The organism is Allobosea sp. P2_B12, assembly GCF_056404835.1.
This window is the reverse complement of the sequence record NZ_JBFUDG010000008.1, coordinates 76,479-97,080: the sequence shown is the minus strand read 5'-3', so window position 1 is coordinate 97,080 and position 20,602 is coordinate 76,479. Positions and strand designations below refer to the sequence as shown.

The 20,602-nt window shown below is 66.3% G+C and carries 24 protein-coding genes; 8 read left to right on the top strand and 16 right to left on the bottom strand.

Annotated features, from left to right (window positions below; translation table 11 throughout):
* Nucleotides 1-32: 32 nt before the first annotated feature.
* The 6 genes from AC1DYU_RS19035 to AC1DYU_RS19010 form a co-directional block, all read right to left on the bottom strand.
* Nucleotides 33-1,295, bottom strand: coding sequence for a P-loop NTPase (locus AC1DYU_RS19035; RefSeq protein WP_158484886.1), 1,263 nt, complete (start codon nt 1,293-1,295; stop codon nt 33-35).
* Nucleotides 1,295-2,032 carry a CpaD family pilus assembly protein gene (locus AC1DYU_RS19030; RefSeq protein ID WP_476792989.1) on the bottom strand — a complete coding sequence of 246 codons (738 nt, stop codon included), beginning with the start codon at nt 2,030-2,032 and terminating at the stop codon, nt 1,295-1,297. Before AC1DYU_RS19030 ends, AC1DYU_RS19035 begins: the two co-directional genes overlap by 1 nt.
* Nucleotides 2,033-2,082: 50 nt before the next feature.
* The gene (locus tag AC1DYU_RS19025) at nt 2,083-3,525 is read right to left on the bottom strand and encodes a type II and III secretion system protein family protein (RefSeq protein ID WP_476792988.1); all 1,443 of its coding nucleotides are present in this window, start codon (nt 3,523-3,525) and stop codon (nt 2,083-2,085) included.
* Nucleotides 3,522-4,304: a Flp pilus assembly protein CpaB gene (gene cpaB / locus AC1DYU_RS19020; RefSeq protein WP_158484889.1), complete on the bottom strand. Its 783-nt coding sequence runs from the start codon at nt 4,302-4,304 to the stop codon at nt 3,522-3,524. The genes AC1DYU_RS19025 and cpaB overlap by 4 nt, the downstream gene beginning before the upstream one ends.
* A gap of 123 nt (nt 4,305-4,427) precedes the next feature.
* Entirely contained in the window at nt 4,428-4,940 is a 513-nt protein-coding gene (locus tag AC1DYU_RS19015; RefSeq protein WP_158484890.1) for an A24 family peptidase, read from the bottom strand.
* A gap of 183 nt (nt 4,941-5,123) precedes the next feature.
* Entirely contained in the window at nt 5,124-5,288 is a 165-nt protein-coding gene (locus tag AC1DYU_RS19010) for a Flp family type IVb pilin (RefSeq protein WP_476792987.1), read from the bottom strand.
* A 413-nt stretch (nt 5,289-5,701) separates the two neighbouring features.
* On the opposite strand from AC1DYU_RS19010, the gene AC1DYU_RS19005 reads away from it, so the two are divergent.
* The 3 genes from AC1DYU_RS19005 (at nt 5,702) to AC1DYU_RS18995 (ending at nt 7,765) form a co-directional block, all read left to right on the top strand.
* Nucleotides 5,702-6,193, top strand: a complete 492-nt coding sequence (locus tag AC1DYU_RS19005) for a pilus assembly protein N-terminal domain-containing protein (RefSeq protein WP_158484892.1) — start codon at nt 5,702-5,704, stop codon at nt 6,191-6,193.
* A 247-nt stretch (nt 6,194-6,440) separates the two neighbouring features.
* Nucleotides 6,441-7,133, top strand: a complete 693-nt coding sequence (locus tag AC1DYU_RS19000; protein WP_476792986.1) for a TadE/TadG family type IV pilus assembly protein — start codon at nt 6,441-6,443, stop codon at nt 7,131-7,133.
* A gap of 8 nt (nt 7,134-7,141) precedes the next feature.
* Nucleotides 7,142-7,765: a TadE/TadG family type IV pilus assembly protein gene (locus tag AC1DYU_RS18995; protein WP_476792985.1), complete on the top strand. Its 624-nt coding sequence runs from the start codon at nt 7,142-7,144 to the stop codon at nt 7,763-7,765.
* A gap of 22 nt (nt 7,766-7,787) precedes the next feature.
* Here AC1DYU_RS18995 and AC1DYU_RS18990 read toward each other — a convergent pair whose 3' ends face one another.
* From AC1DYU_RS18990 to AC1DYU_RS18955, 8 genes are all read right to left on the bottom strand, one after another.
* Entirely contained in the window at nt 7,788-9,287 is a 1,500-nt protein-coding gene (locus AC1DYU_RS18990; RefSeq protein ID WP_476792984.1) for a phosphomannomutase/phosphoglucomutase, read from the bottom strand.
* 175 nt (nt 9,288-9,462) lie between these two features.
* On the bottom strand, nt 9,463-10,026 hold the full coding sequence (locus AC1DYU_RS18985; protein ID WP_476792983.1) for a retropepsin-like aspartic protease family protein: 564 nt from the start codon (nt 10,024-10,026) through the stop codon (nt 9,463-9,465).
* Between the two features lie 169 nt (nt 10,027-10,195).
* Nucleotides 10,196-11,104 carry a ribokinase gene (locus AC1DYU_RS18980; RefSeq protein WP_476792982.1) on the bottom strand — a complete coding sequence of 303 codons (909 nt, stop codon included), beginning with the start codon at nt 11,102-11,104 and terminating at the stop codon, nt 10,196-10,198.
* Complete coding sequence (locus AC1DYU_RS18975; protein ID WP_476792981.1) at nt 11,101-11,997, bottom strand: 2-dehydro-3-deoxygalactonokinase; 897 nt, start codon at nt 11,995-11,997, stop codon at nt 11,101-11,103. Before AC1DYU_RS18975 ends, AC1DYU_RS18980 begins: the two co-directional genes overlap by 4 nt.
* Before the next feature lie 134 nt (nt 11,998-12,131).
* Nucleotides 12,132-12,731 carry a protocatechuate 3,4-dioxygenase subunit alpha gene (gene pcaG / locus AC1DYU_RS18970; RefSeq protein ID WP_158487403.1) on the bottom strand — a complete coding sequence of 200 codons (600 nt, stop codon included), beginning with the start codon at nt 12,729-12,731 and terminating at the stop codon, nt 12,132-12,134.
* Nucleotides 12,721-13,431, bottom strand: coding sequence for a protocatechuate 3,4-dioxygenase subunit beta (gene pcaH / locus AC1DYU_RS18965; protein ID WP_158487405.1), 711 nt, complete (start codon nt 13,429-13,431; stop codon nt 12,721-12,723). The genes pcaG and pcaH overlap by 11 nt, the downstream gene beginning before the upstream one ends.
* The gene (locus AC1DYU_RS18960) at nt 13,428-14,198 is read right to left on the bottom strand and encodes a CoA-transferase subunit beta (RefSeq protein ID WP_476792980.1); all 771 of its coding nucleotides are present in this window, start codon (nt 14,196-14,198) and stop codon (nt 13,428-13,430) included. Before AC1DYU_RS18960 ends, pcaH begins: the two co-directional genes overlap by 4 nt.
* A complete protein-coding gene (locus AC1DYU_RS18955; protein ID WP_476792979.1) occupies nt 14,198-15,055 on the bottom strand; it encodes a CoA transferase subunit A in 858 nt (285 codons plus the stop codon). Before AC1DYU_RS18955 ends, AC1DYU_RS18960 begins: the two co-directional genes overlap by 1 nt.
* Before the next feature lie 112 nt (nt 15,056-15,167).
* Between AC1DYU_RS18955 and AC1DYU_RS18950 the strand changes: the two genes are divergently transcribed.
* Both AC1DYU_RS18950 and AC1DYU_RS18945 read left to right on the top strand, forming a co-directional pair.
* On the top strand, nt 15,168-15,905 hold the full coding sequence (locus AC1DYU_RS18950; RefSeq protein WP_476792978.1) for an IclR family transcriptional regulator domain-containing protein: 738 nt from the start codon (nt 15,168-15,170) through the stop codon (nt 15,903-15,905).
* 14 nt (nt 15,906-15,919) lie between these two features.
* On the top strand, nt 15,920-16,810 hold the full coding sequence (locus AC1DYU_RS18945; RefSeq protein WP_476792977.1) for an aldose epimerase family protein: 891 nt from the start codon (nt 15,920-15,922) through the stop codon (nt 16,808-16,810).
* A 4-nt stretch (nt 16,811-16,814) separates the two neighbouring features.
* On the opposite strand, the gene AC1DYU_RS18940 is transcribed toward AC1DYU_RS18945, so the two are convergent.
* Nucleotides 16,815-17,462, bottom strand: coding sequence for a L,D-transpeptidase (locus tag AC1DYU_RS18940; RefSeq protein ID WP_476792976.1), 648 nt, complete (start codon nt 17,460-17,462; stop codon nt 16,815-16,817).
* Nucleotides 17,463-17,692: 230 nt separating this feature from the next.
* Between AC1DYU_RS18940 and AC1DYU_RS18935 the strand changes: the two genes are divergently transcribed.
* Nucleotides 17,693-18,445 carry a sulfite exporter TauE/SafE family protein gene (locus AC1DYU_RS18935; RefSeq protein ID WP_476792975.1) on the top strand — a complete coding sequence of 251 codons (753 nt, stop codon included), beginning with the start codon at nt 17,693-17,695 and terminating at the stop codon, nt 18,443-18,445.
* A 32-nt stretch (nt 18,446-18,477) separates the two neighbouring features.
* Here the strand turns inward: AC1DYU_RS18935 and AC1DYU_RS18930 are convergent, their stop codons facing one another.
* A complete protein-coding gene (locus tag AC1DYU_RS18930) occupies nt 18,478-19,284 on the bottom strand; it encodes a transporter substrate-binding domain-containing protein (protein ID WP_158487419.1) in 807 nt (268 codons plus the stop codon).
* Between the two features lie 191 nt (nt 19,285-19,475).
* Here AC1DYU_RS18930 and hisF point away from each other — a divergent pair, with 191 nt between their 5' ends.
* Together hisF and AC1DYU_RS18920 are read left to right on the top strand one after the other, a co-directional pair.
* Nucleotides 19,476-20,240, top strand: coding sequence for an imidazole glycerol phosphate synthase subunit HisF (hisF, locus tag AC1DYU_RS18925; protein ID WP_476792974.1), 765 nt, complete (start codon nt 19,476-19,478; stop codon nt 20,238-20,240).
* A gap of 4 nt (nt 20,241-20,244) precedes the next feature.
* Complete coding sequence (locus tag AC1DYU_RS18920) at nt 20,245-20,565, top strand: phosphoribosyl-ATP diphosphatase (RefSeq protein WP_476792973.1); 321 nt, start codon at nt 20,245-20,247, stop codon at nt 20,563-20,565.
* Nucleotides 20,566-20,602: the final 37 nt, after the last annotated feature.

Sequence of the window (20,602 nt, the reverse complement as noted above, 5' to 3'; positions counted from 1 at the left end):
ACCCTGATCCTGGTCCGGAGACGCCGCATCGCTCAGGCCTTGCGCCGCAACTTGGCGACAAGCGGTTCGAAGAGGCTGCGTTTGCTGCGCTTGGCCTCGCCGCGGCCGGTCAAACTGCTGGCGATCTGGACGAAGGCCTCGGCGACCTTGCCGGCGGGCTGGACCTCGGCGATCATCTGCCCGTTGTTGGCGGCCGTGCCGAAGAGCTGTGCGTCGAACGGGATCGAGGTCAGGACCTCGACGTTGAGCGCCTTCGCGAATTCGGCGGCGTCGATCTCCGGGCGCTTGGGCATGCCGACCTGATTCAGCACGAGCCTCGCACCGGAATCGTTTGGCCGGTTTGCGCGGGCGAGGTCGATCAGGTTCTTGGCGTTCCTGAGCGAGGCGAGTTCCGGTCCGGCGACGATGACGATCTCGTCGGCGCTGATCAAAGCGCGTCTGACCCAGCCGCTCCAGACATGGGGCACGTCGAGGACGACGCAGGGCACGGTGGCGCGCAAAAGATCGAAGAGCTGCTCGAAGGCATCCTCCGGCAGGTCCAGCGTACGGTCGAGCATCGCGGGCGCCGCCAGCAAGGCGAGATTGTCGCTGCACCGCGACAGCAGACGGTCGAGCATGTTGGCATCGAGGCGCTCCGGGGCGAACACGGCCTCGGCCACCCCTTGCGGTGGGTCTTGATTGAAGTCGAGCCCGGCCGTGCCATAGGCGATGTCGAGATCGACGATCACGGTCGAGGCGTCGAGGTTGCGAGCGATCGCCCAGGCGACGTTGTGCGCCACAGTCGAGGCGCCCACACCCCCCTTGGCGCCCATGACCGCGATGATCCTGCCGAGATTGCGGGCGCCCGGCGAAACATAAAGCTCCGACAGCGTGCGCAGCACGTCGAGCGTGCCGAGAGGCGCGATCAGATATTCGCTGACGCCGCGACGGATCAGGTCGCGGTAGAGCTGGACGTCGTTGACGTGGCCGATGACCACGACCTTGGTACCGGGGTCGCAGCTTTCCGAGAGGGTGTCGAGATGGCCGACGAGGGCGGCGGGATCGGACACCGTCTCCAGAACGATGATGTTGGGCGTTGGCGCGGCCCGGAAGGCCTCCACCGCGGCGGCCGGGCCGCCCATCTGGATGCGTGCATGCGCCTTGTCCATGCGCCGGTCGGCGATGGCCGCCTGCATCGTCGCGGCGACCGCCGGCGTCTCGCAGAAGGCCTGCAGGGTGATGCGCGGAAGCGGCGCGACGATATCCTCGGCCGCAGCGTCGCCCGAGCGCGTCTCGAAGTCCTGCCCGGCACTCATCAGCGGCCTCCGACCGTCGAATTGATCTGCGGCGTTTCCTGCCGGTACTGGGTCGACGGATCCTTGCCGTCGCGAATCTTGGCGATAGCGCCCATGCGCTTGGCGATGTCGGGGCGGCCCTCGCTGCGCGAGCGGACGAGATCGATCGGATCGGCCACCTGCGCGGCCAGCGTCGCCTGGCTGGAGCAGCCGAAGTTCCAGTAGGGCTCGTTGGTCATGTCCTCCTTCATGCTGGAGGCGCCGGTATCCGCCGGCCACTGCCCGCAATCATGCGGCAGGCCTGCCTGCAGCGAGGCGAAGGTGAGACGGATCGGCGAGGCGAGGCCCGGATCGGCGACGGAATAGGTCCGCACCGACAGCGCCGTTCCCGGCACGCCACCACGCGACAGCGCCGAGCGGATGCCGTTCAGCGTATCGTGGGCCGCCATCTCGCGCCGCGCGCCCGTCGGCACCTGGGCGACGAGCCCGCCCTTGCCCGAGCGGCGATATTCCCTGGCGAAATCCGCGACGTCTTCTTCCTGGCGGGAGTCGAGTCCGGCGCCGGAACGCCCGACGAAGACATCCAGCGAGCGCGGCGCATCCCGCAGCACGATCGGATGTCGCTCGCGCACGTCGACGGGTGCGCGCGAGCTGACGAGGTCGCCCTGCTTGGCGCAGGCGCCGAGCATCGTCGCCGCAGCGAGGACGATGCCGAGGCCGGCGTGGCGGAGCGTGGTCTTCTGTGATCGAGCCGTCATGGTCTCGTAATCCCTTACGCGTGCAGCTTCGCCATCAGGCACTTGCGCCATCAGTCGGCGATGAAGCCGACGCGGCCCTTGTAGGCTTGCGGCAGCGGCCCGCCGCTGGTTCCGTAGATCTTGTTCAGGCGCCCGAGCAGGATGGCCTGCGCGTCATGGGCATCGACGAAACCGTCATCGGGTCGCTGGACCTGGTTGGGTTCCATGGGCTTGGCGATGTAGGGCGTCGCCGTGATCATCAGCTCGGTCTCCTCGCGCTGGTAGTCGCGCGAGCGGAAGAGCACGCCGATGATCGGCAGGTTCATCAGGCCGGGAAAGCCATTGAGCGAGGATTTGGAGACCCGCTGGATCAGGCCAGCCGTCGCCAGCGTGCCGCCCGAAGGCAGCTCGACCGTGGTGTCAGACTTGCGGACCCGGAAGGCCGGGGCGTTGACGACCTGCTGGCTGCTGTTGCGGGTGTCGCTGAGGCGAAGCTGGTTCTCGAAGTCGAGCTCCGTCACCTCGGTGGCGATGCGCATGCTGATCTTGTTGTCGGACAAGACGATCGGCGTGAAGTTCAACGCCACGCCGATCGGGCGGTACTGGATGCCGAGCGTGCACAGGCCGCTGCCGTCGCAGGAATAGCCGCTGGGCACCGGCACTTCGCCGCCGGCCGTGAACTTCGCGCTTTCGCCGGAGATGGCGGTGACGGTCGGCTCGGCCAGGACGCGGGAGAGGCCGGCGCGTTCGAGGGCCCGCAGCGTGAAGTTGGACGAATTGCCGATACCGGCCGTAATCGCTGTCGCGGCGAGCGCTTGCGGCTGCAGCGGCAGCGGATTGTCGAGAGTCGGCAGGACCGAGAAATTACCGAGCTTCCACTCACCGGTCGAATTGATGCCGAGTTGCTTGATCGCCTTGCGCGAGACCTCGGAGACCACGACCTTGACCATGACCTGGTCGCGGCCACGGATCGTCAGCGAGTTGATGACGGCGCCCTTGGTGGAGGTGAACAGGCCACCGGTCACGCCGACGAAAGCGTTGGCGATATCCACGGCCTGGGTCGCTTCGGACGCGTTGGCGACGTTGCCGACGAGCAGGATCGAGTTGCCGGCGGGCTTGATCTCGATCTGCGCCTTGGGAAGCGCGCTGCGCAGGGTCTGGCGCAGGACGTTGAGATCACGGCCGACCTCGATTTCGAGCGCCGTGATCTGGCGGCCCTCACCGTCGATGACGAACATCGAGGTCGAGCCGTCGGCGATCCCGATGATGAAGAGCTTGCGCGCCGAGCGGACGACGGCATTGGCGACCTTCGGGTTGGCGACGAAGACCTCCTTGGCGTCGCGCGGCAGCTCGACGATCAGCGAGCGGCCGATCGACAAATCGAGCTTGCGGGCGATGGCATGCTCGCTCGTGCCGACGTTCAGGACAGGTGCCGGACCGCTGGACTGGGCAACCGCCTCGCCGGTCAGGAACAGGGCGAGAATGGCGGAGAGGACGATACGTTCCCGGCTCACTGGTTCGCACTCCTCATGGTGACGCCATATTTGACGATCGTCAGGGCTCCTTCGGAAGCAGTGCCGGGCGTCGTAACCTGCCCCGCATCCTTGAGGCTGCGCAGCGAGAGCGACAGGGTGCCCATCTTCTGGGCCCGGAACAGGGATTCGGCCTGGCCAGGATTGACTTCGAGGGTCGCGGTCTCGCCGATCACCACCTTCTCGCCGTTGCGCTCCTGGACATTTTGGCCGATGGCGAGCACCCGCAGATTCCGCAGGATCGTCTCGCTGAGGAACGCGTCGCCTTCGCCCTCGACGGCCGGACCCTTCATCGTCACGATGACGTCGACGCGGTCGTTGGGCAGGATGAAGCCGCCGGCCGTATTGGCGCCGCGGCTGTCGGTCGAGATCGCGACGGCGCGCATGCCGGACGGCAGCACTGCCGACAGAAAGCCTGTACCATCGGTCTTGATCAGCTTCTCGCGGCGGATCGGCTCGGCGGCGAGCATGCCGTAGCGAGCGACCTGACCCATGAGTTCCTGCTCGGCCTGGGGCGCCTCGTCCTTGCGCACGACGCCGGACGGCACGCTGGCGAGAGGCCAGTCGAGCCAGCGCATGTCTGCAGCAGCGACAACGTTACCGACGGGGATGTCGGCGGCGGCGACCAGGACCGGCACCGTCGGCGCCGCTTCGATCTGTGCTGCGGGCGCCGGCGTCTGCGACGGTTTGCTGATCAGCATGGCTGCGCCGACACCGGCAACCAGCGCGACCAGGAGAATGATGATGCGGGCGGGACTCATTGCGACTGACCCTCAGCCAAACCCAGTTGGCTCTCGCCGAGGATCGTGCGGGTGGAGTCGTCAACTTATGGTTAATCGGACGTATCTTTTTGTCACGTCCTGGAGTTCGGCGCTGGAATTGCTTCAGACGCCAATGGCGGCGCGCCAAATAGTCGTATTGGGCAGCACCAGCAGGGCGGCGAAGGCCAGCGCGATGCCATAGGGCACGCCCTCCTTCGGCGAATGCAGCCGGCGCGCCCAGGACCAGCCGCTCGCGACATCCGGCAGCGGGCCCGACCGCAGCTTGAGCATGGCGAAGGTCAGCACGCCGCCACCCAGGGCCGCGATGGTGAGATAGGGCATCAGTTGATCGAAGCCGAACCAGAGCGCGGTCACCGCGGCAAGTTTGGCGTCGCCACCACCGATCCAGCCCGCCGCGAACATGCCGAAGCAGACAGCGAGCACGAGACCCCCGGCAGCGAGATGCCAGCCGAGTTCGACCCAGCCGAAACCGAGCATGGCGGCGCAGACCGCGAAGGTCGCCATCAGGACGAGGCAGAGCCGGTTCGAGATCGTCATCGAGACGAGGTCGCTGGCCGCCGCATAGGCCATGGCAGCCGGGAAGACGAACAGCAGGGCAACGAGCGGGAGTGACATGAACATACCCTTGCGGGACCGGCGGCGTGTCTGGCGATCCTGGCGCAGGCGCCTCACCAAACCCTTACCGCAAATGGAACACTCCAGACGATCCGGAGCTTACCTTTGGGAATCAAAACGCCCCGGACCAGCCGGGGCGTTTCGCAATCGAGAGCCGCAGGCGCCGGAGCGCCCGCGTCGATCTCACTTGAGGCCAGTGTTGATGGCCTGGAACTTGGCCGACAGCGATGTGCCGACACTCGTCCAGACGGTGATGCAGACGACGGCGATCAGGGCGGCGATCAGGCCGTATTCGATGGCGGTCGCGCCGGACTCATCCTTGACGAAGCGAGCGAAAACATTGGTCATGTGAAACTCCTTTTGAACCACGGTTTGACGGCTGCCTTTGCTCTGAAGCGGCTTCGGTCAGCGACAAATGGACATTACCTCGCCCCTCTTGCCGATCAGTTAAGGCGATACAAGAATTCGCCCGATCTCGCAGACATCGTTTCGATGGTTAATGCTGGCTTTACAGGATTAATTCCTGTATATATATCTTCAGGAGAGAGAAAATGAGGGTTAAATCAAAGTTATTTCTATCTGTAATTGTAGATAAACTGCCACTTCTTTCCCTTGTTCTCTGCTGATAACATCTGCCGGCGCCGTCTTTCCCCTTGGGCATCGCATCGACGCCGCTATCAAATCCATCGTCGCGGCCGGCTTAGGGAATGATTCATCATTTTGCGCTTTCCTGAGCCGGTTGGAAATCTTGAGGCAGCGCCATGTCCACTCTCTCGGCCACGAAACGGGCGCTTGCCGGGGCCGCCTGCGGGGCGATCCTGGTCGCTGGACTGGTGCCAGCGCGTGCGGCTCCTGCGGTGAACAAGGCCGAAAGCGTCGTCGTCATGGTCGATCACGCCAAGGTCGTCAGGTTGCCCGAGAAGGCGCAGACCGTCATCATCGGGAACCCGGCCATCGCGGATGTCGCTGTCCAGAAGAACGGCATCATGGTCGTGACCGGCAAGAGCTTTGGCGTCACCAACCTGATCGCGCTCGACGCGAGCGGTACGCTGCTGGCGGAATCGCTCGTGCGCGTGGGCGCGGATTCCGATTCCGTTCTGACGGTGCAGCGCGGGCTCGAGCGGGAAAGCTATTCCTGCACGCCGGTCTGCCAGCCAGCCGTCCAGCTCGGCGACGCCCCGAAATATTTCGGCGACGTCGGCTCGCAGGCTACGACCCGCAACGGCAACGCATTGGGCGCCATAAAGCGCTAAAGCAGGTCCCGCGTGTTTCCGGCTCCCCGGGAGCGCAGGCAGGCCTGCTCGGGGAGAAGGCCTGCCCGAGGAGAAGGGATGCCGTCAGGAGATGCGGCGGGCGGATGCTGGTCCCGTCGCCACACGTCAGGCCAAGCAGGGTGAACGATCTCCTAACAGCCGCTCGACCGCGCCGAGCGGCACCCTAACGGATCGGAAATCCTTTGCCGCTATGACCTGAAGCTGTGATCGGGTGGCGCCGTGCCCGATGGCGGCCAGCGAGAGCCGGCTCGACTGCCAAGCGGCGAGGATCTGCGAAGCGACAACCGGACCAGGCGGCATGACACCTTCCCCGATCGCAACCGAAACAGACGCGGCCGTGCCCGCCAACTCCACCCGTCTCCGGCGACCGCATCTGCTCGCCCGCTTCCGCCGCGCGCAGGAGGGCGCAACTGCGGTCGAGTTCGGCTTCATCGCGCTGCCTTTCCTGATGCTGCTGGCTGCGATCATGGAAACGGCCCTGATGTTCTGGACGAGTCAGGTCCTTGAAGAAGCGGTGTCGCAGACCTCGCGCAGACTGCTTACGGGCGAATCGCAAACCCGCTATGTGGGCACCGGGCCGCAAAATACCACCAAGTTCCGCGAAGACGTCTGTGCCGTTGCGACCACTATGGTCGACTGCTCGAAACTGGTCATCGACGTCCGGACCTATTCCTCCTTCGCCGGGGCCAAGACCGGCGTCGACGGCAGCAACCCGATCAGCGCCGGCGGGCTGAACACGACCGGCTTCGGCTTCAACCAACCGCAACCCAGCCAGATCGTGGTCGTCCGTGCCGTGCTCGAATATTCGCTGTACTTCACTCAGTGGAGTTCAAGCCTCGCCAATATCGGCTCCGGCCGCCGCGGCATCGTGGCCTCGGCGACGTTCCGGACCGAGCCCTTCAACGCGCCCGCAACATGAGACCCCCGATGAACCGCGCATTCTCGGTCAAGCGCAACCGGGCCGCGCTGCGGCACCTGGCACGCCGGTTCGGCGGCAACCGTCGCGGCGTCGCTGCCGTCGAGTTCGCCATGATCCTGCCGGCGATGCTGGCGATCTATTTCGGCATCGTCGAAACCGGCCAGGCCATCATGATCGACCGCAAGGTCACGCAATTGACCCGCTCGCTGGTCGATCTGACGGCGCAGGCCAGCACGATCCCCAATACCGACATGAGCAACATCTTCGACGCGGCCCAGACGGTCATGATGCCGTTCACCACCGTGGCACCGAAGATGTCGGTCCACCACATCGTCATTGACAGCGCCGGCGTCGCGAAAGTCTGCTGGAGTGAGGAACGCAATTCAACCAAGTTCGCGCGCGGGGCGACCGTCACCATCCCGTCCGATCTGCGCCTCCCCAACACCTCGATTCTGATGGCGCAGGCGAGCTACGCCTTCACGCCGGTCGTCGGCTGGATCATCGAGGGCGGCGCGATCACCATCGGCGGCTCGCCGATCTATATGCGCCCGCGCCTCGGCAAGGCCGGCGGCACCGCCAACATCGAGCAGGTCGAGCGCTCCGGCGTCGCGATGTGCCCGGGCTTCAGCTGAGCCGCAGGACGGCCTTTATCCGTCAGATCGTCTGGTTGTAGGCGCCGACCTCCGGGTTCTGGCGCAGCACGCCGTCGATCGCGGCGAACATCTCGCGCATGCGCGCCTCCGAGACCGGGCTCTCGCAGACCACGACGAGCTCCGGCTTGTTCGAGGAGGCCCTGACGAGCCCCCAGGTGCCATCGGCATTGACGACACGCACGCCGTTCACGGTGATGACGTCGCGGATCGGCTGGCCGGCGATGGTGCCGCCGCTGGCATGAAGCGCCTCGATTGCCTTGGTGACGCGCTCGCTGACGCCGTATTTGGTCTCGTCGGCGCATTTGGCAGCCATGGTCGGCGTGCCCCAGGTCTTCGGCACGGCGGCGTAGAGCTCTGCCATCGACTTGCCCGGGTTGCGGTCGAGCATGTCGATGATCGCGATCGCGGTGACGACGCCATCGTCGTAGCCGCGCCCGACCGGCGCATTGAAGAAGAAATGGCCGGACTTCTCGAAGCCGGCGAGAGCGTTCAGATCACGCACCCGACGCTTGATGTAGGAGTGACCAGTCTTCCAGTAATCGGTCTTGACGCCAAGCGCCTGCAGCTCCGGATCGGTATCGAACAGGCCGGTGGATTTCACGTCGACGACGAACTGCGCGCCGGGATGAAGCTTGCCGAGGTCGCGCGCCAGCATGACGCCGATCTTGTCGGCGAAAATCTCCTCGCCATGATTGTCGACGACGCCGCAGCGGTCGCCATCGCCATCGAAGCCTAGCGCGATATCGGCGCCGTGCTCCTTCACGGCATCGGCCATGGCGTGGAGCATCTTCATATCTTCGGGGTTGGGATTGTAGCGCGGGAAGGTGTGGTCGAGTTCGGCATCCATCGGGATGACCTCGCAGCCGAGCGCCTCCAGAATCTGCGGCGCGAAGGCGCCGGCCGTGCCGTTGCCGCAGGCGGCGATGACCTTGAGCTTGCGCTTGATCTTCGGCCGGTCGGTCAGATCCTTGATGTAGAGCGCCGGAAAATCAGGAACGAAGACATAGGAGCCGCCGCCGACCAGGTCGAACTCGCCGGCCAGCACGATGTCGCGGAGCTGGCCCATCTCCTCGGGGCCGAAGGTGACGGGGCGCTGCGCACCCATCTTGATCCCGGTCCAGCCATTGTCGTTATGCGAGGCGGTGACCATCGCGACGCAGGGCACGTCAAGCGCGAACTGGGCGAAATAGGCCATCGGCGACATGGCGAGCCCTATGTCGTGGACCTTGCAGCCCGCCGCCATCAAGCCGGTGACCAGGGCCATCTTGATCGAGGAGGAGTAGCCGCGGAAATCATGGCCGGTGACGATCTCGGGCTTGATGCCCATGCGCCGGATCAGCGTGCCGAGCCCCATGCCGACGGCCTGGACGCCCATCAGGTTGAGCTCCTCGCCGAAGAACCAGCGCGCGTCGTATTCCCGAAAGCCGGTCGGCTTCACCATCGGCAAGGATTCATAGGCGAAGGTGTTGGGAAACAGCTCGGGCAGCGGTTTGGGGAACATCTGACCATCCATGGCAGCAGGGAGACTCCGCAGGGCGGGCTCTTGGGGTCGCATCACTATCGTCATGTTGCAACGCAAAAACGACGCCAATCGGCATAGCCGATTGGACGCCGCAGGAAAACCGCCGTGACGTTGGGTCGGGTAAGCGGCTGGGATCGAGGTTAAGGCGCGTGGCTCAACCGCGCAGGACCATGCGGCCGGTCTGGACCTCGTAGCCCTTGAGCTTGCCGAGGAAGGAGGTGCCGAGCAGGCTCATCGAGAGCGCGCCTTCGGGCAGAACGACCGCCTCGACATTGCGCACCAGGATCGAGCCGAGCCTGACCTCGCGCAGGTTGACGCGTGCGCCGCGGACCGTTCCGTTGGCGGTGCTCAGCGCCATCTTGTAGTCGGAGACCGACAATTGGATGCCAAGCGCGCGGGCGTCGCGCGCGGTCAGCGCCACCAGACTCGCCCCGGTATCGACCAGCATCTGGATGCGGAAATTGTCGATCGAGGGATGCACGACGTAATGCCCGCGATAATCGGCGGCAACCGTCAGGATCGGTGGTTCAGCCGGCTTGGAGGCGCCGGTCTTGCCCGCCTCGGTGCGAGCGCTCGAGGCCGGGCCTGCGGCTGTGACCGAGGCCGCACTCGGTGTGTCCATGCCGACGAGGCGCGCCAGCCGCGGACCGTAGCCCAGGGCGCTGAACGATGCCACGGCTGCAATACCAAGCGCCCAGATGATCGGCCTTTGGGCCATCGCGACCATGTCTCCACCAGTGACCTTGCGGAAACGATGCCCGGCAGTCCCTGCGGAAGCGTGAAGAGGCCTGCTCGGATTCGGCCGTTTGCCTGCCTTGGCCTCCTCCCGCGGGAAACAGGCTTAACGCCGGCTTGCCGCATTCCGCGACATGACGATGATCCGGGCGCTAAAGAAACGACTGCCCGACCAGTGCCTCGATCGCCTCGCGGCGCGGCACGCTGGGCTGCGCACCCGCCACCGTGCAGGCAAGCGATCCGGCCGCGAGACCGCGCTGGAGCGCGCCGGAAAAGCCATATCCGCTCGAGAGCGCCGCAGCGAAGGCGCCGGTAAAACTGTCGCCGGCCGCAACCGTGTCCACGACCGCGACGCTGGGTGCGGCAAGCCTGCGGCAGACGCCGCCATGCCAGCCGACCACGCCTTCGGCTCCGAGCGTGACGATGCAGGCGATGCCGCGCTGCGCGTCGCAGCGTCTGGCGATCGCATCGGGTTCGCGCTCGGGCCAGCCGAGGGACTGCGCCAGCACCAGCGCCTCATGCTCGTTGACGATCAGAATATCGAGGCAGCCGAGCAGCTCATCCGCAGGCGGGCCGGCCGGGGCAAGGTTCAGGATGACCCGCCCGCCCGCCCGATTCACCAGTTGCGCCGCCGCCAGGCATTCGGCCTCGGGAACCTCGCGCTGGAGCAGCAGGACGTCGCCTACGCCGAGCGAAAGGCTGGCGAGCGCGTCGGCGCGGGCGAGCGCATTGGCCCCTGCCGCGACGACGATCTGGTTGGAGCCTGCTGCATCGACCGCGATGAAGGCCGCGCCCGTGGGCGCCTCGACGCGGGCGACGAGGGACAGATCGACACCGTCCTCTGCTAGCAGTGACAGCGCGATGTCGGCGAAGGCGTCCCGTCCGACCGCGCCAACCAGCACGACATCGGCTCCGGCGCGGCGGGCCGCGAGCGCCTGGTTGGCACCCTTGCCGCCGGGGTGGAGGTCATAGGCCGGGCCGATCACCGTCTCGCCCGCGCCGGGCAGGCGCTCGACGGCTGTGACCAGATCGACATTGAGCGAGCCGAAGACGACGATCATGGCGAGACGCTTTCTGCGAGGCGGCGAACGCCGGCGACGAAGGCTGCTTCCGGCGTCGTCAGCTTTGCCGCGATCCCGGCAGCCGCCAGCGCCGCGCCATAGCTCTGCGCCAGAACGCCGTCGGCGACGAGATGAACCGTGTCGCTGCGGCCGAGAAGCGCCTGCGCGCCAGCGACCTCGTGCCCGACCAGCAGCGCCGAGAGATAGGGCCCGACCGCGCCGCCCGGCAGACGTCCGGCCAGGACCTCGGAGCGGGAGGCGAAGGCGGTGTTGAGCAGGCCGCCTGGACGGGCGGCGGCCGCCAGGCCGTCCGCGGTTCCGCGCGCCGCGTCATCAGCGGAGGGTTCCTCGGCCAGCCGCGACAGGATCGAATTCTGCCGCAGCAGGCCGTAGATTTCGCCCGTCATGAAGCTGGCGAAGCGGGTGATCCGGGCGCCTTCGATGCGCGCCCATTTCGAATGGGTGCCGGGCAGGCAGGCGATTCCATCCGCAAGCCCAAGGCCGACGATCAGCGTCTCCTCGCCGCGCATTACGTCGAAAGCACCCTCGTCGCAGGACAGGCCGGGCAGGATTGTCGCAGGCGACCCATCGGCCAGCGTCACCTTCATCCCGGCCGATGCAATCTCGTCGGGCGAGGCGGGGCATGGGACGTAATGCGCCTCGATCCAGCCATTGCGGCTGCCGACCATGCCGGCGAGCACGATGGCCGCATCGGGCGAGACCCGGCGCAAATCGCCCGCAATCGCCTCGAAAGCTGCCGGAAAGCCGCCGGCCGGAACCGACTGGATGCCCTGATCGGCGCTGCGGCGCTCCAGCACCTCGCCCGTTTCCGAGATCAGAAAGGCGCGGGCGCGCGTCGTGCCCCAGTCGAGAGCGATCAGGGGTTTGGGCATGGGCTGGGCTCCGGCAAAAATGACACGTCATCCCGGAGGCCGCGCAGCGGCAATTCGGGATCACCATCAGGATAGAGCATTCTCGTCCTGCGGTCCCGGATCGACCTTCGGTTGTCCAGGATGACCGGCGCTTTTCACGCCGCGAAGAACACTGTCTCGCCTTCGCCCTGCAGACGAATGACGAAGCGGAAGATGCCTGCCCCATCGCGCTTTGCGATCAGCGTGTCGCGCCGCTCGGCCGGGACCAGCGCCAGCACCGGATCGTCGGCATTGCCGGGATCTCCCTCGAAATAGATCCGCGTCGCCAGCTGGACCAGAAGCCCGCGGGCAAAGACGGAGACCGAGAGATGCGGCGCCTGCAAGCCGCCGCCGGGGCCCGGCAATGCGCCTGGCCGGATCGTCTCGAAGTAAAATGCACCCTCGGCCGTTGCCTCGGCGCGACCGAAGCCTGAAAAGCCGGCATTGCCGGAGGTGTTGAAGCGGCCCTGGGCGTCGGCCTGCCAGATCTCGATCATGGCATCGCTGACCGCCACGCCGTCGCCGTCATAGACATGGCCTTCGATGCGGATGCGCTCGCCTTCGACGCCGTCGCCTGCGACCTGTTCGGTGGCGAGCTCCGGTCCGCCATAGGCGCGTGGGGTCAGAGCATAGGCGAAGAAGGGGCCGATGGTCTGGGACGGCGTGATGCCGAAATCCGGCCCGGTCACCTGCGGTGCTTGCGTCTCAGTGATCATGAGGCTCTTCCAGCGGCGTCGCATTGCGGCCGCGCAGGACGATGTCGAACTGGTAGCCCAATGCCCATTCGGGCTCGGTCGTGCCGAGATCGAAGCGTGAGACCAGACGCTCGCGGGCGTTCTCATCCGTGACCGACTGGAAGATTGGGTCGTATTTGAACAGCGGATCGCCCGGGAAATACATCTGCGTGATCACGCGCGATAGGAAGCTCGGGCCGAACAGCGAGAAATGGATATGGGCCGGCCGCCAGGCATTGTGGTGGTTGCGCCAGGGATAGGCACCGGGCTTGATCGTGACGAAGCGATAGCGCCCCTCGGCATCGGTCAGCGCCCGGCCTGCGCCGGTGAAGTTCGGATCGAGCGGGGCCGGATGCTGGTCGCGGACATGGACATAGCGGCCGCCGGCATTGGCCTGCCAGATTTCGACCAGCGTGTGCGGCACCGGCCGGCCATCCTCGTCGAGGACGCGGCCGGACACGATGATGCGCTCGCCCAGCGGCTCGCCGTCATGCTGGCGGGTCAGGTCGGAATCACCGGCGGCGACGCCGACATGGCCGAAAACCGGCCCGGTCGTCTCCGACAGCGTATGCGGCAGCAGGATCAGCGGCTTCGACGGCGCGCGTTTCTGCGTCGAACCATAGGCGGGCGAGGCATTGAGCGGGTGCGCCTTCAGGCTGTCGCGGGGATAGATCAGGCTCATGCCGCCACTCCATGCGCTTGCCGCGTGCGGGCATGGAGGTCGCGCAACACGGAGAGTTCCTCTGCCGTCGCCGCGGGCGTCTCCGTCACCTCGGCCGCGAAGCGCAGCGGCCAGGCACAACCCGCCTGGACCTGCTCGCGCGATACGCCGGGATGCAGCGAGACGACGGTCAGTTCAGCCGTCTCGGGATCGGGCTCCAGCACGCAGAGATCGGTCATGATCTTGGTCGGCCCCTTGGTCTTGAGGCCGAGCGCGGCGCGGTCGCCCTTGCCCTTGCCGTGGCCGAAGGAGGTGATGAAGGGCAGCTTCTCGACGAAGGCGCGGGTGCCCATCGCCATGGTGATAAAGATTTGCCCGCAATTGCTGGCGATCTCGGGCGCGCCGCCGCCACCGGGCAAGCGCACCTTCGGGGCGTCATAGGGACCGACGACCGTCGTGTTGAGATTGGCGAAACGGTCGATCTGGGCGCCGCCGAGGAAGCCGATGGTGATGCGCCCCCCCTGCAGCCAGTAGCGGAACATCTCGGGCACGGCGACCGTGGTCAGCGCCGTGTCGCAAAGTTCGCCGTCGCCGATCGAGAGCGGCAGCACGGTCGGCCGCGTCGAGAGCGTGCCGGATTCGTAGATCAGTGTGATCTTCGGGGCATGGGTCAGCCGGGCGAGGTTGCAGGCGGCCGAGGGCGCGCCGATGCCGACGAAGCAGACATCGGTATTCGCAAGCAGCCGGGCCGCCGCGATGGTCATCATTTCGGTCGGCGTTGCGCTCATTACGCCGCCTCCCTCATTGCGAGCGCATGCCGCGCGAAGGCATCGGGCCCCTTGTCGAGCACGTTGTCCTTGATCCAGGCCAGGAACGTGTCGCGCTCGCGGGCGATCTTGTCCCAGGCGATGTAGAAGTCGTTGGCGCGCTTGTAATAGCCATGCGCGTATGACGGATAGGCGCCGCCCGGCACATGGGCGATGGCCGTGACGGCCCATGACGGCAGGATCACGGCATTGGCGTTGCGCGGCCCGAAATCGTCGACGATCTCCTCGACCGTAACGAGCGAGCGCTTCGCGGACAGGACCGCCTCCTTCTGCACGCCGACGATGCCCTCGAGCAGGACATTGCCTTCGCGATCGGCCTTGAGCGCGTGGATAATGGCGGCATCGGGACGGATCGCGGGGACGGTCGCCAGAACCTCGCCGGTATAGGGGCAGGTGACGGAGCGGATCTGCGGATTGACGCTGGGTAGGTCGACGCCCTTGTAGCCGCGGAAAACCGCGAAGGGCAGGTTCGCCGCGCCGGCCTCATAGGCATTGGCCATGGCGGCGTGGCTGTGTTCCTCGATCTCCAGCCTGTGCGGCCAGCCATTCTCGACCGCGTCGCGAAAGCGATGCAGCGAGCCGACGCCGGGGTTGCCACCCCAGGAGAAGACCAGCTTTTCGGCGCAGCCGGTGCCGATTAGCTGGTCGTAGATCAAATCCGGCGTCATCCGGATCAAGGTCAGGCGGCGCTTGCCCTGCCGGATCGTCTCATGGCCCGCCGCATGGGGAATCAGATGGGTGAAGCCTTCCATGGCGACAGAGCAGCCATCGCTCACGACCGCCTCGATTCCCTGAGCGAGGGAGACGAATTCAGCCACCTTGACATCTCCTCGATATGTGCGTTTATCGCACAACGTTCTGATAATCGAACTTTATGCCGCGGGGAGCAGCCGGTCAAGGATGGCAGGGGAAGCGCCCGACCGCGACCACATGGCGGCCCTCGAGAAGGGGCTGGCGGTGATCGAATGCTTCGACGCCGCCCATGACAAGCTGACCATCGCCGATGTCGCCCGCGCGACCGAGCTCTCCCGCGCCGCCGCGCGCCGCTGTCTGCTGACGCTGGCGCGCCTCGGCTATGCCGAATTCGATGGCAAGTTCTTCCGGCTGACGCCGCGCGTCCTGCGGCTCGGCCATGCCTGGCTCGCCTCGACCGCGCTGCCGCAGCTGGTGCAGCCTTTCCTCGAGCGGCTCTCTGAGGAGACACATGAATCCTCCTCGGCCTCGCTGCTCGACGGGCACGAGATCGTCTATATCGCACGCTCGGCGCAACGCCGGATCATGTCGGTCGGTCTCTCCGTCGGGACGCGGCTGCCGGCCTTCTGCACCTCGATGGGCCGCGTGCTGCTGGCCTTTCGCGACCCCGCCGATGCGCAGGCCCGCATCCTCGCCGGCAGGCCGCGCGCGCTGACGCCGCATACGGTCACGGACCCGGCGCAACTGGCGGATATCCTGGCGACCGTGCGCGAACAGGGCCATTGCATCGTCGATCAGGAGCTCGAACTAGGCCTGATCTCGCTGGCGATGCCGCTGTTCAATGCGCGCGGCGAGGTCATCGCCGCATTCAACATTTCCGGCCAGGTGCAGCGCAGTTCGGCCAGGGAGATGGCGGAGCATGTCCTGCCACGCATGCGCGGACTTCAGGCGATGCTGCGCCCGCTCATCACATAAGGCAGGAACGCCGCATGCTTGAACTGAAAGCCGGAAACCTGAGCGCCCGCATCTATCCGGAAGCGGGCGGCATCATCGCCGGGCTCGACTGGCGCTCCCCGGATGGACGCCTGCACAAGCTGCTGCATGCGCCCGACGGCGCCGTGCCCTCGACAGCCGCGCCGAACATGATGGGAAGCTGGGTGATGGCGCCCTTCGCCAACCGCGCCTTCGACGGCGTCGTCGATGACGGCGTCCAGCGCTTCATCGTGCCCGACAACAATCCGCGCGGCGGCGGCAATATCCACGGCTTCGGCTGGCAGTCCGCCTGGGCCATACTTGGCCATACCGACGGTCATACCGTGCTGGAACACCGCCGCAACGAGGGTCCGGACCCCTATCGCTACCGGGTCAGGCAGGAGATCAGCCTCGACCAGGCCGGTATGACCATCGCGCTGTCGATCACCAACGAGGCAGACCAGGCCCTACCCTATGGAATAGGCCATCATCCCTGGTTTCCCTGTGCGGCGGATACGCGGCTCGGTATGACCGCCAGCGGCGCGCTGATCTTCGGCGAGGCCTTCCGCGCGACCGGCTCCGAGGCGCTTGCCGGAGGCGGTCCCTATGCGGAGCGACCGGTCTTTGCCACCGGCCGCGAGACCGCCTGGAGCTTCCTCGGCTGGGACGGGACGGCGCGGATCGAGACGCCCTCGACCGGACTCGCGATCATGCTGACGGCAAGCGAGAGCCTGCGCTGCCCGGTGGTCTGGGCGCCGGCGGGCGCGGAGTTCCTCTGTGTGGAACCGCAGAGCCACGCCATCGGATCACCCAGCGAACTGGCGGCACGTGAGGCCGCGCCACTCATGCGGCTTGCGCCCGGCGAGACGCTGGACGGCTGGCTGCGGATCGCGCCGGAGACGATTTAGGCGCCTATCGCCACTGCGGACCGCTGCTCATATAGGGCTGGTAACCGAAGGCGCCGGTCGGCAGAGCAGGGCGCAACAGGATCTGCTCGCGGGCCGCATCCCAGTTCGGCGCCTTGCGCTGCTGGGCGATGGCCGCGCGCTCCTTCGCCTTGGCCTTGGCGAGCTTGGTCTTGGTACCGCCGGAAGCCTTGGCGAATTGGGACAGGCCGTCATTGGCCGCGCCGTTCAGCGCAATCTTCGTCTGGCCGGCGCCGTGCTTCTTGACCAATGCGAAGAGCTTGGCGGCATTGGTCGGGTGCAGGCGGATGCAGCCATGCGAAGCCGGGCGGCCGAGCGCGCCGACCGCGGTCGTGCCATGGATGGCATAGCCGCCGCGGAAGAAGACGGCGTTGGGCATCGCGCCACCATATTTGCGCGAATACCAGTTCTTCTCCAGCCGGGTCGGGCGATAGACGCCATTGGGCGAACGGAAGCCCTTGCGGCCCGACGAGATCGCCCAGTTATAGGCCTCGCCATCGGTCGTGGTGACCTGAATGCGCTGGGCGGCGATATCGACCCGGACATCGACGCCGGCCTGCGCGGAGGCCGGCACGGCGAGAGAACCGGCAAGGGACAGGATAAGGGCGGCCAGCAGGCCGAAGACGCGACGCATCACACCACTCCGAAGGACGCAACTGTTGAACGATGTGGCGTTGTCGTACTCTAGGCCCCCGCCATTCCAGCCAGAGAACGCCCCGGCCCGATCGTTGTAAAGCGCAAAGGCGAAATGTGGTTTCCGGCGTGCCGGCACTGCGACCATGTCCCGCGCTGCCGGACTTTGCCGCCGTCCTCGCGCGGTGTAGCAGGAGAGAACCATTCTCCCCAGCCAGCCCGGCTTCCGACATGCTCGATACGCTCCTGCCGGCCGGCGTCGCGCCCGCCATCGCGCTGCTGCTGATCGCGGTCAGCTTCATGACCTCGGCCTTCACCGCGGCCTTCGGCATCGGTGGCGGAATGGCAATGCTGGGCGCGCTCGCCGGAACCGTGCCGCCGTCGGTAATCATCGCCGTGCACGGGTTGGTGCAGGTCGGCTCCAATGTCGGGCGCACCTTCGTGCAGCGGGCCCATGCCGTCTGGCCGCTGGTCGGGCGCTTCACCATCGGTTCGGTGGTCGGCGTGCTGATCGGCGCCTGGCTGGTGGTCGAGCTGCCGGAGCGCATCCTGCTCGGCCTGCTCGGAATCTTCATCCTGGCGATGACCTGGCTGCCGAAGCCGCGCATTCCCGGCCTGGCATCGAGCGGCCTCGTCGTCGGCGGCGGCCTCTCCACCATCATCACCATGTTCGTCGGCGCGACCGGCCCCTTCGTTCAGGCGCTGCTGCTGCCGCTCGGGCTGGAGAAGCGCCAGCTGATCGCGACCCATGCCGCCTGCACGACGATCCAGCACCTGCTCAAGGTCTTCGCCTTCGGGGCGCTCGGCTTTGCCTTCGCCGACTGGCTGCCATTGATCGCGGCGATGATCGTCTCCAGCTTCGCCGGCACCATGGCCGGAACGAAGCTGCTGGAGAGCCTGCCGGAACGCTGGTTCCTGGCGGCGATCAAGGCCATCCTGACCATCGTCGGGATCGACCTGATCAGGCGCGGCGCAGGCTACTGAGGCTCCGGGCGGAGCCTCAGATCACGACCGCCTTACTTGACGAACTGGTTGTAGATTCCGGCGAACTCGCCGGTCGCCTTGGCGAGGTGCAGCCACTGGTCGACGAAGGCCTTGAAGGTGGCATCGCCGCGCGGCAGCATGTAGCCCATCTCGCCGTATTGCAGAGGCTCGTCGGGGTTGACCGCGCACAAGCCCGGCTTGGCCTTCTCCTGAACCTTCACCTCGATCGACTCGGCAATCATGATGTCGGCCTTGCCGGCGAGGATCTCGTCGAAGATCGTGACGTTGTCGGGATAGACGCGGATATCGGCTTTCTTGAAGTTGGCCCGCACGAAGCGCTCATTGGTGCCGCCCGGGTTGACCACGACGCGGGTCTCCGGCTTGTCGATGTCGGCGATCGTCTGGAACTTCGCCTTGTCGGCGCAGCGCACGATCGGGGCCTTGCCGTTGATCAGATAGGGCGAGGAGAAGAACACCTTCTTCTGACGGTCGAGCGTCACCGAAATGCCGCCCATCGCGACGTCACACTTGGCGGAACCCATATCGGTCAGCAGATCCGACCATTTGGTCTGCACGAACTTGGCCTCGACACCGAGCGCCTTGGCGAGCGACTTCGCCAGCTCGATGTCGATGCCCTCGAAGCTGCCGTCCTTGGCGAGCGTGAACGGCTTGTAGTCGCCGGTCGTGCAGATCTGCAGGGCGCCGCGGCTCTGGATCGCGTCGAGCTGGCTGACCGGGGCCTGCGCCTGCGCCAGATGGGACAGGCCAGCGATCAGGACGGTCGCGCCGGCGCGCAGCAGCGTCCGCTTCGTAGCGCGGAAACGGGGCAGGATCGACATGGCGGCCTCATGCGGTTGGGATGACGTCAGGTTCGGGACGACCTGGCCGCAGCAAAGCAAGGAACGCGCCTCCCGGCAACGCTTTCCGCGTCTTCTGCCATGTCGCGCTGCCGCCTCATTCCGCTTTGGCCGGCAATGCTCTAAGAGGAGCCAAGCCTTCTTGCCTCGCAAGCCTTGAACGATATCGTCTCATGACCTTGAAGATCCGCATCATCCCCTGCCTCGACGTCAAGGACGGCCGCGTCGTCAAGGGCGTGAAGTTCCTCGACCTCGTCGATGCGGGCGACCCCGTCGAGGCCGCCAAGGCCTATGACGCGGCCGGCGCCGACGAGCTCTGCTTCCTCGATATCACCGCAAGCCATGAGGATCGCGGGATCCTGTTCGATGTCGTGACCCGCACGGCCGAGGCCTGCTTCATGCCGCTGACCGTCGGCGGCGGCGTGCGCAAGGTCGAGGATATCAGAGGGCTCTTGCTGGCGGGAGCCGACAAGGTCTCGATCAACACGGCCGCCGTCACCAACCGGCAGTTCGTCAGGGAGGCAGCCGAGAAGTTCGGCGCCCAGTGCATCACCGTCGCCATCGACGCCAAGCAGGTCATGCCGGGCCGCTGGGAAATCTTCACCCATGGCGGGCGCAACCCGACCGGGCTCGAGGCCGTGGCCTTTGCCCGCGAGGTCGTCTCGCTCGGCGCCGGCGAATTGCTGGTGACCTCGATGGATCGTGACGGCACCAAGGTCGGCTATGATCTCGGCCTCACCCGCGCCATCGCTGACGCCGTCACGGTTCCGGTGATCGCCTCGGGCGGCGTCGGCGATCTCGACGATCTCGTCAACGGCGTCCGCGAAGGCCATGCCTCGGCCGTGCTCGCCGCTTCGATCTTCCATTTCGGCACCTACACCATCGGCCAGGCCAAGGTGCATATGGCGGCGGCCGGGCTGGCGATGCGACTGGACTGACGCAATGACCGCCTTCACCCTCACCGATCTCGAAGCCCGCATCGCCGAGCGCGCTGCCGCTTCGCCCGATGAATCCTGGACGGCGAAGCTGCTCGCCGCCGGGCCGGAGCGTGCCGCCAAGAAGTTCGGCGAGGAGGCTGTCGAGGCCGTCATCGCCGCCGTGAAGGGTGATCGCGCGGAACTGATCGCGGAGAGCGCGGACGTGCTCTATCATCTCTTGGTTGTACTCAGGGCCCGCGATGTTGCATTGCAGGACGTCTTGAGCCAGCTTGAGGCCCGCACTGTGCGCTCCGGTCTGGCGGAGAAAGCCGCACGGCCCCTTTGAGATCGAGGCTAGTCCCGCGTTGAACCTCGAAGCCTGG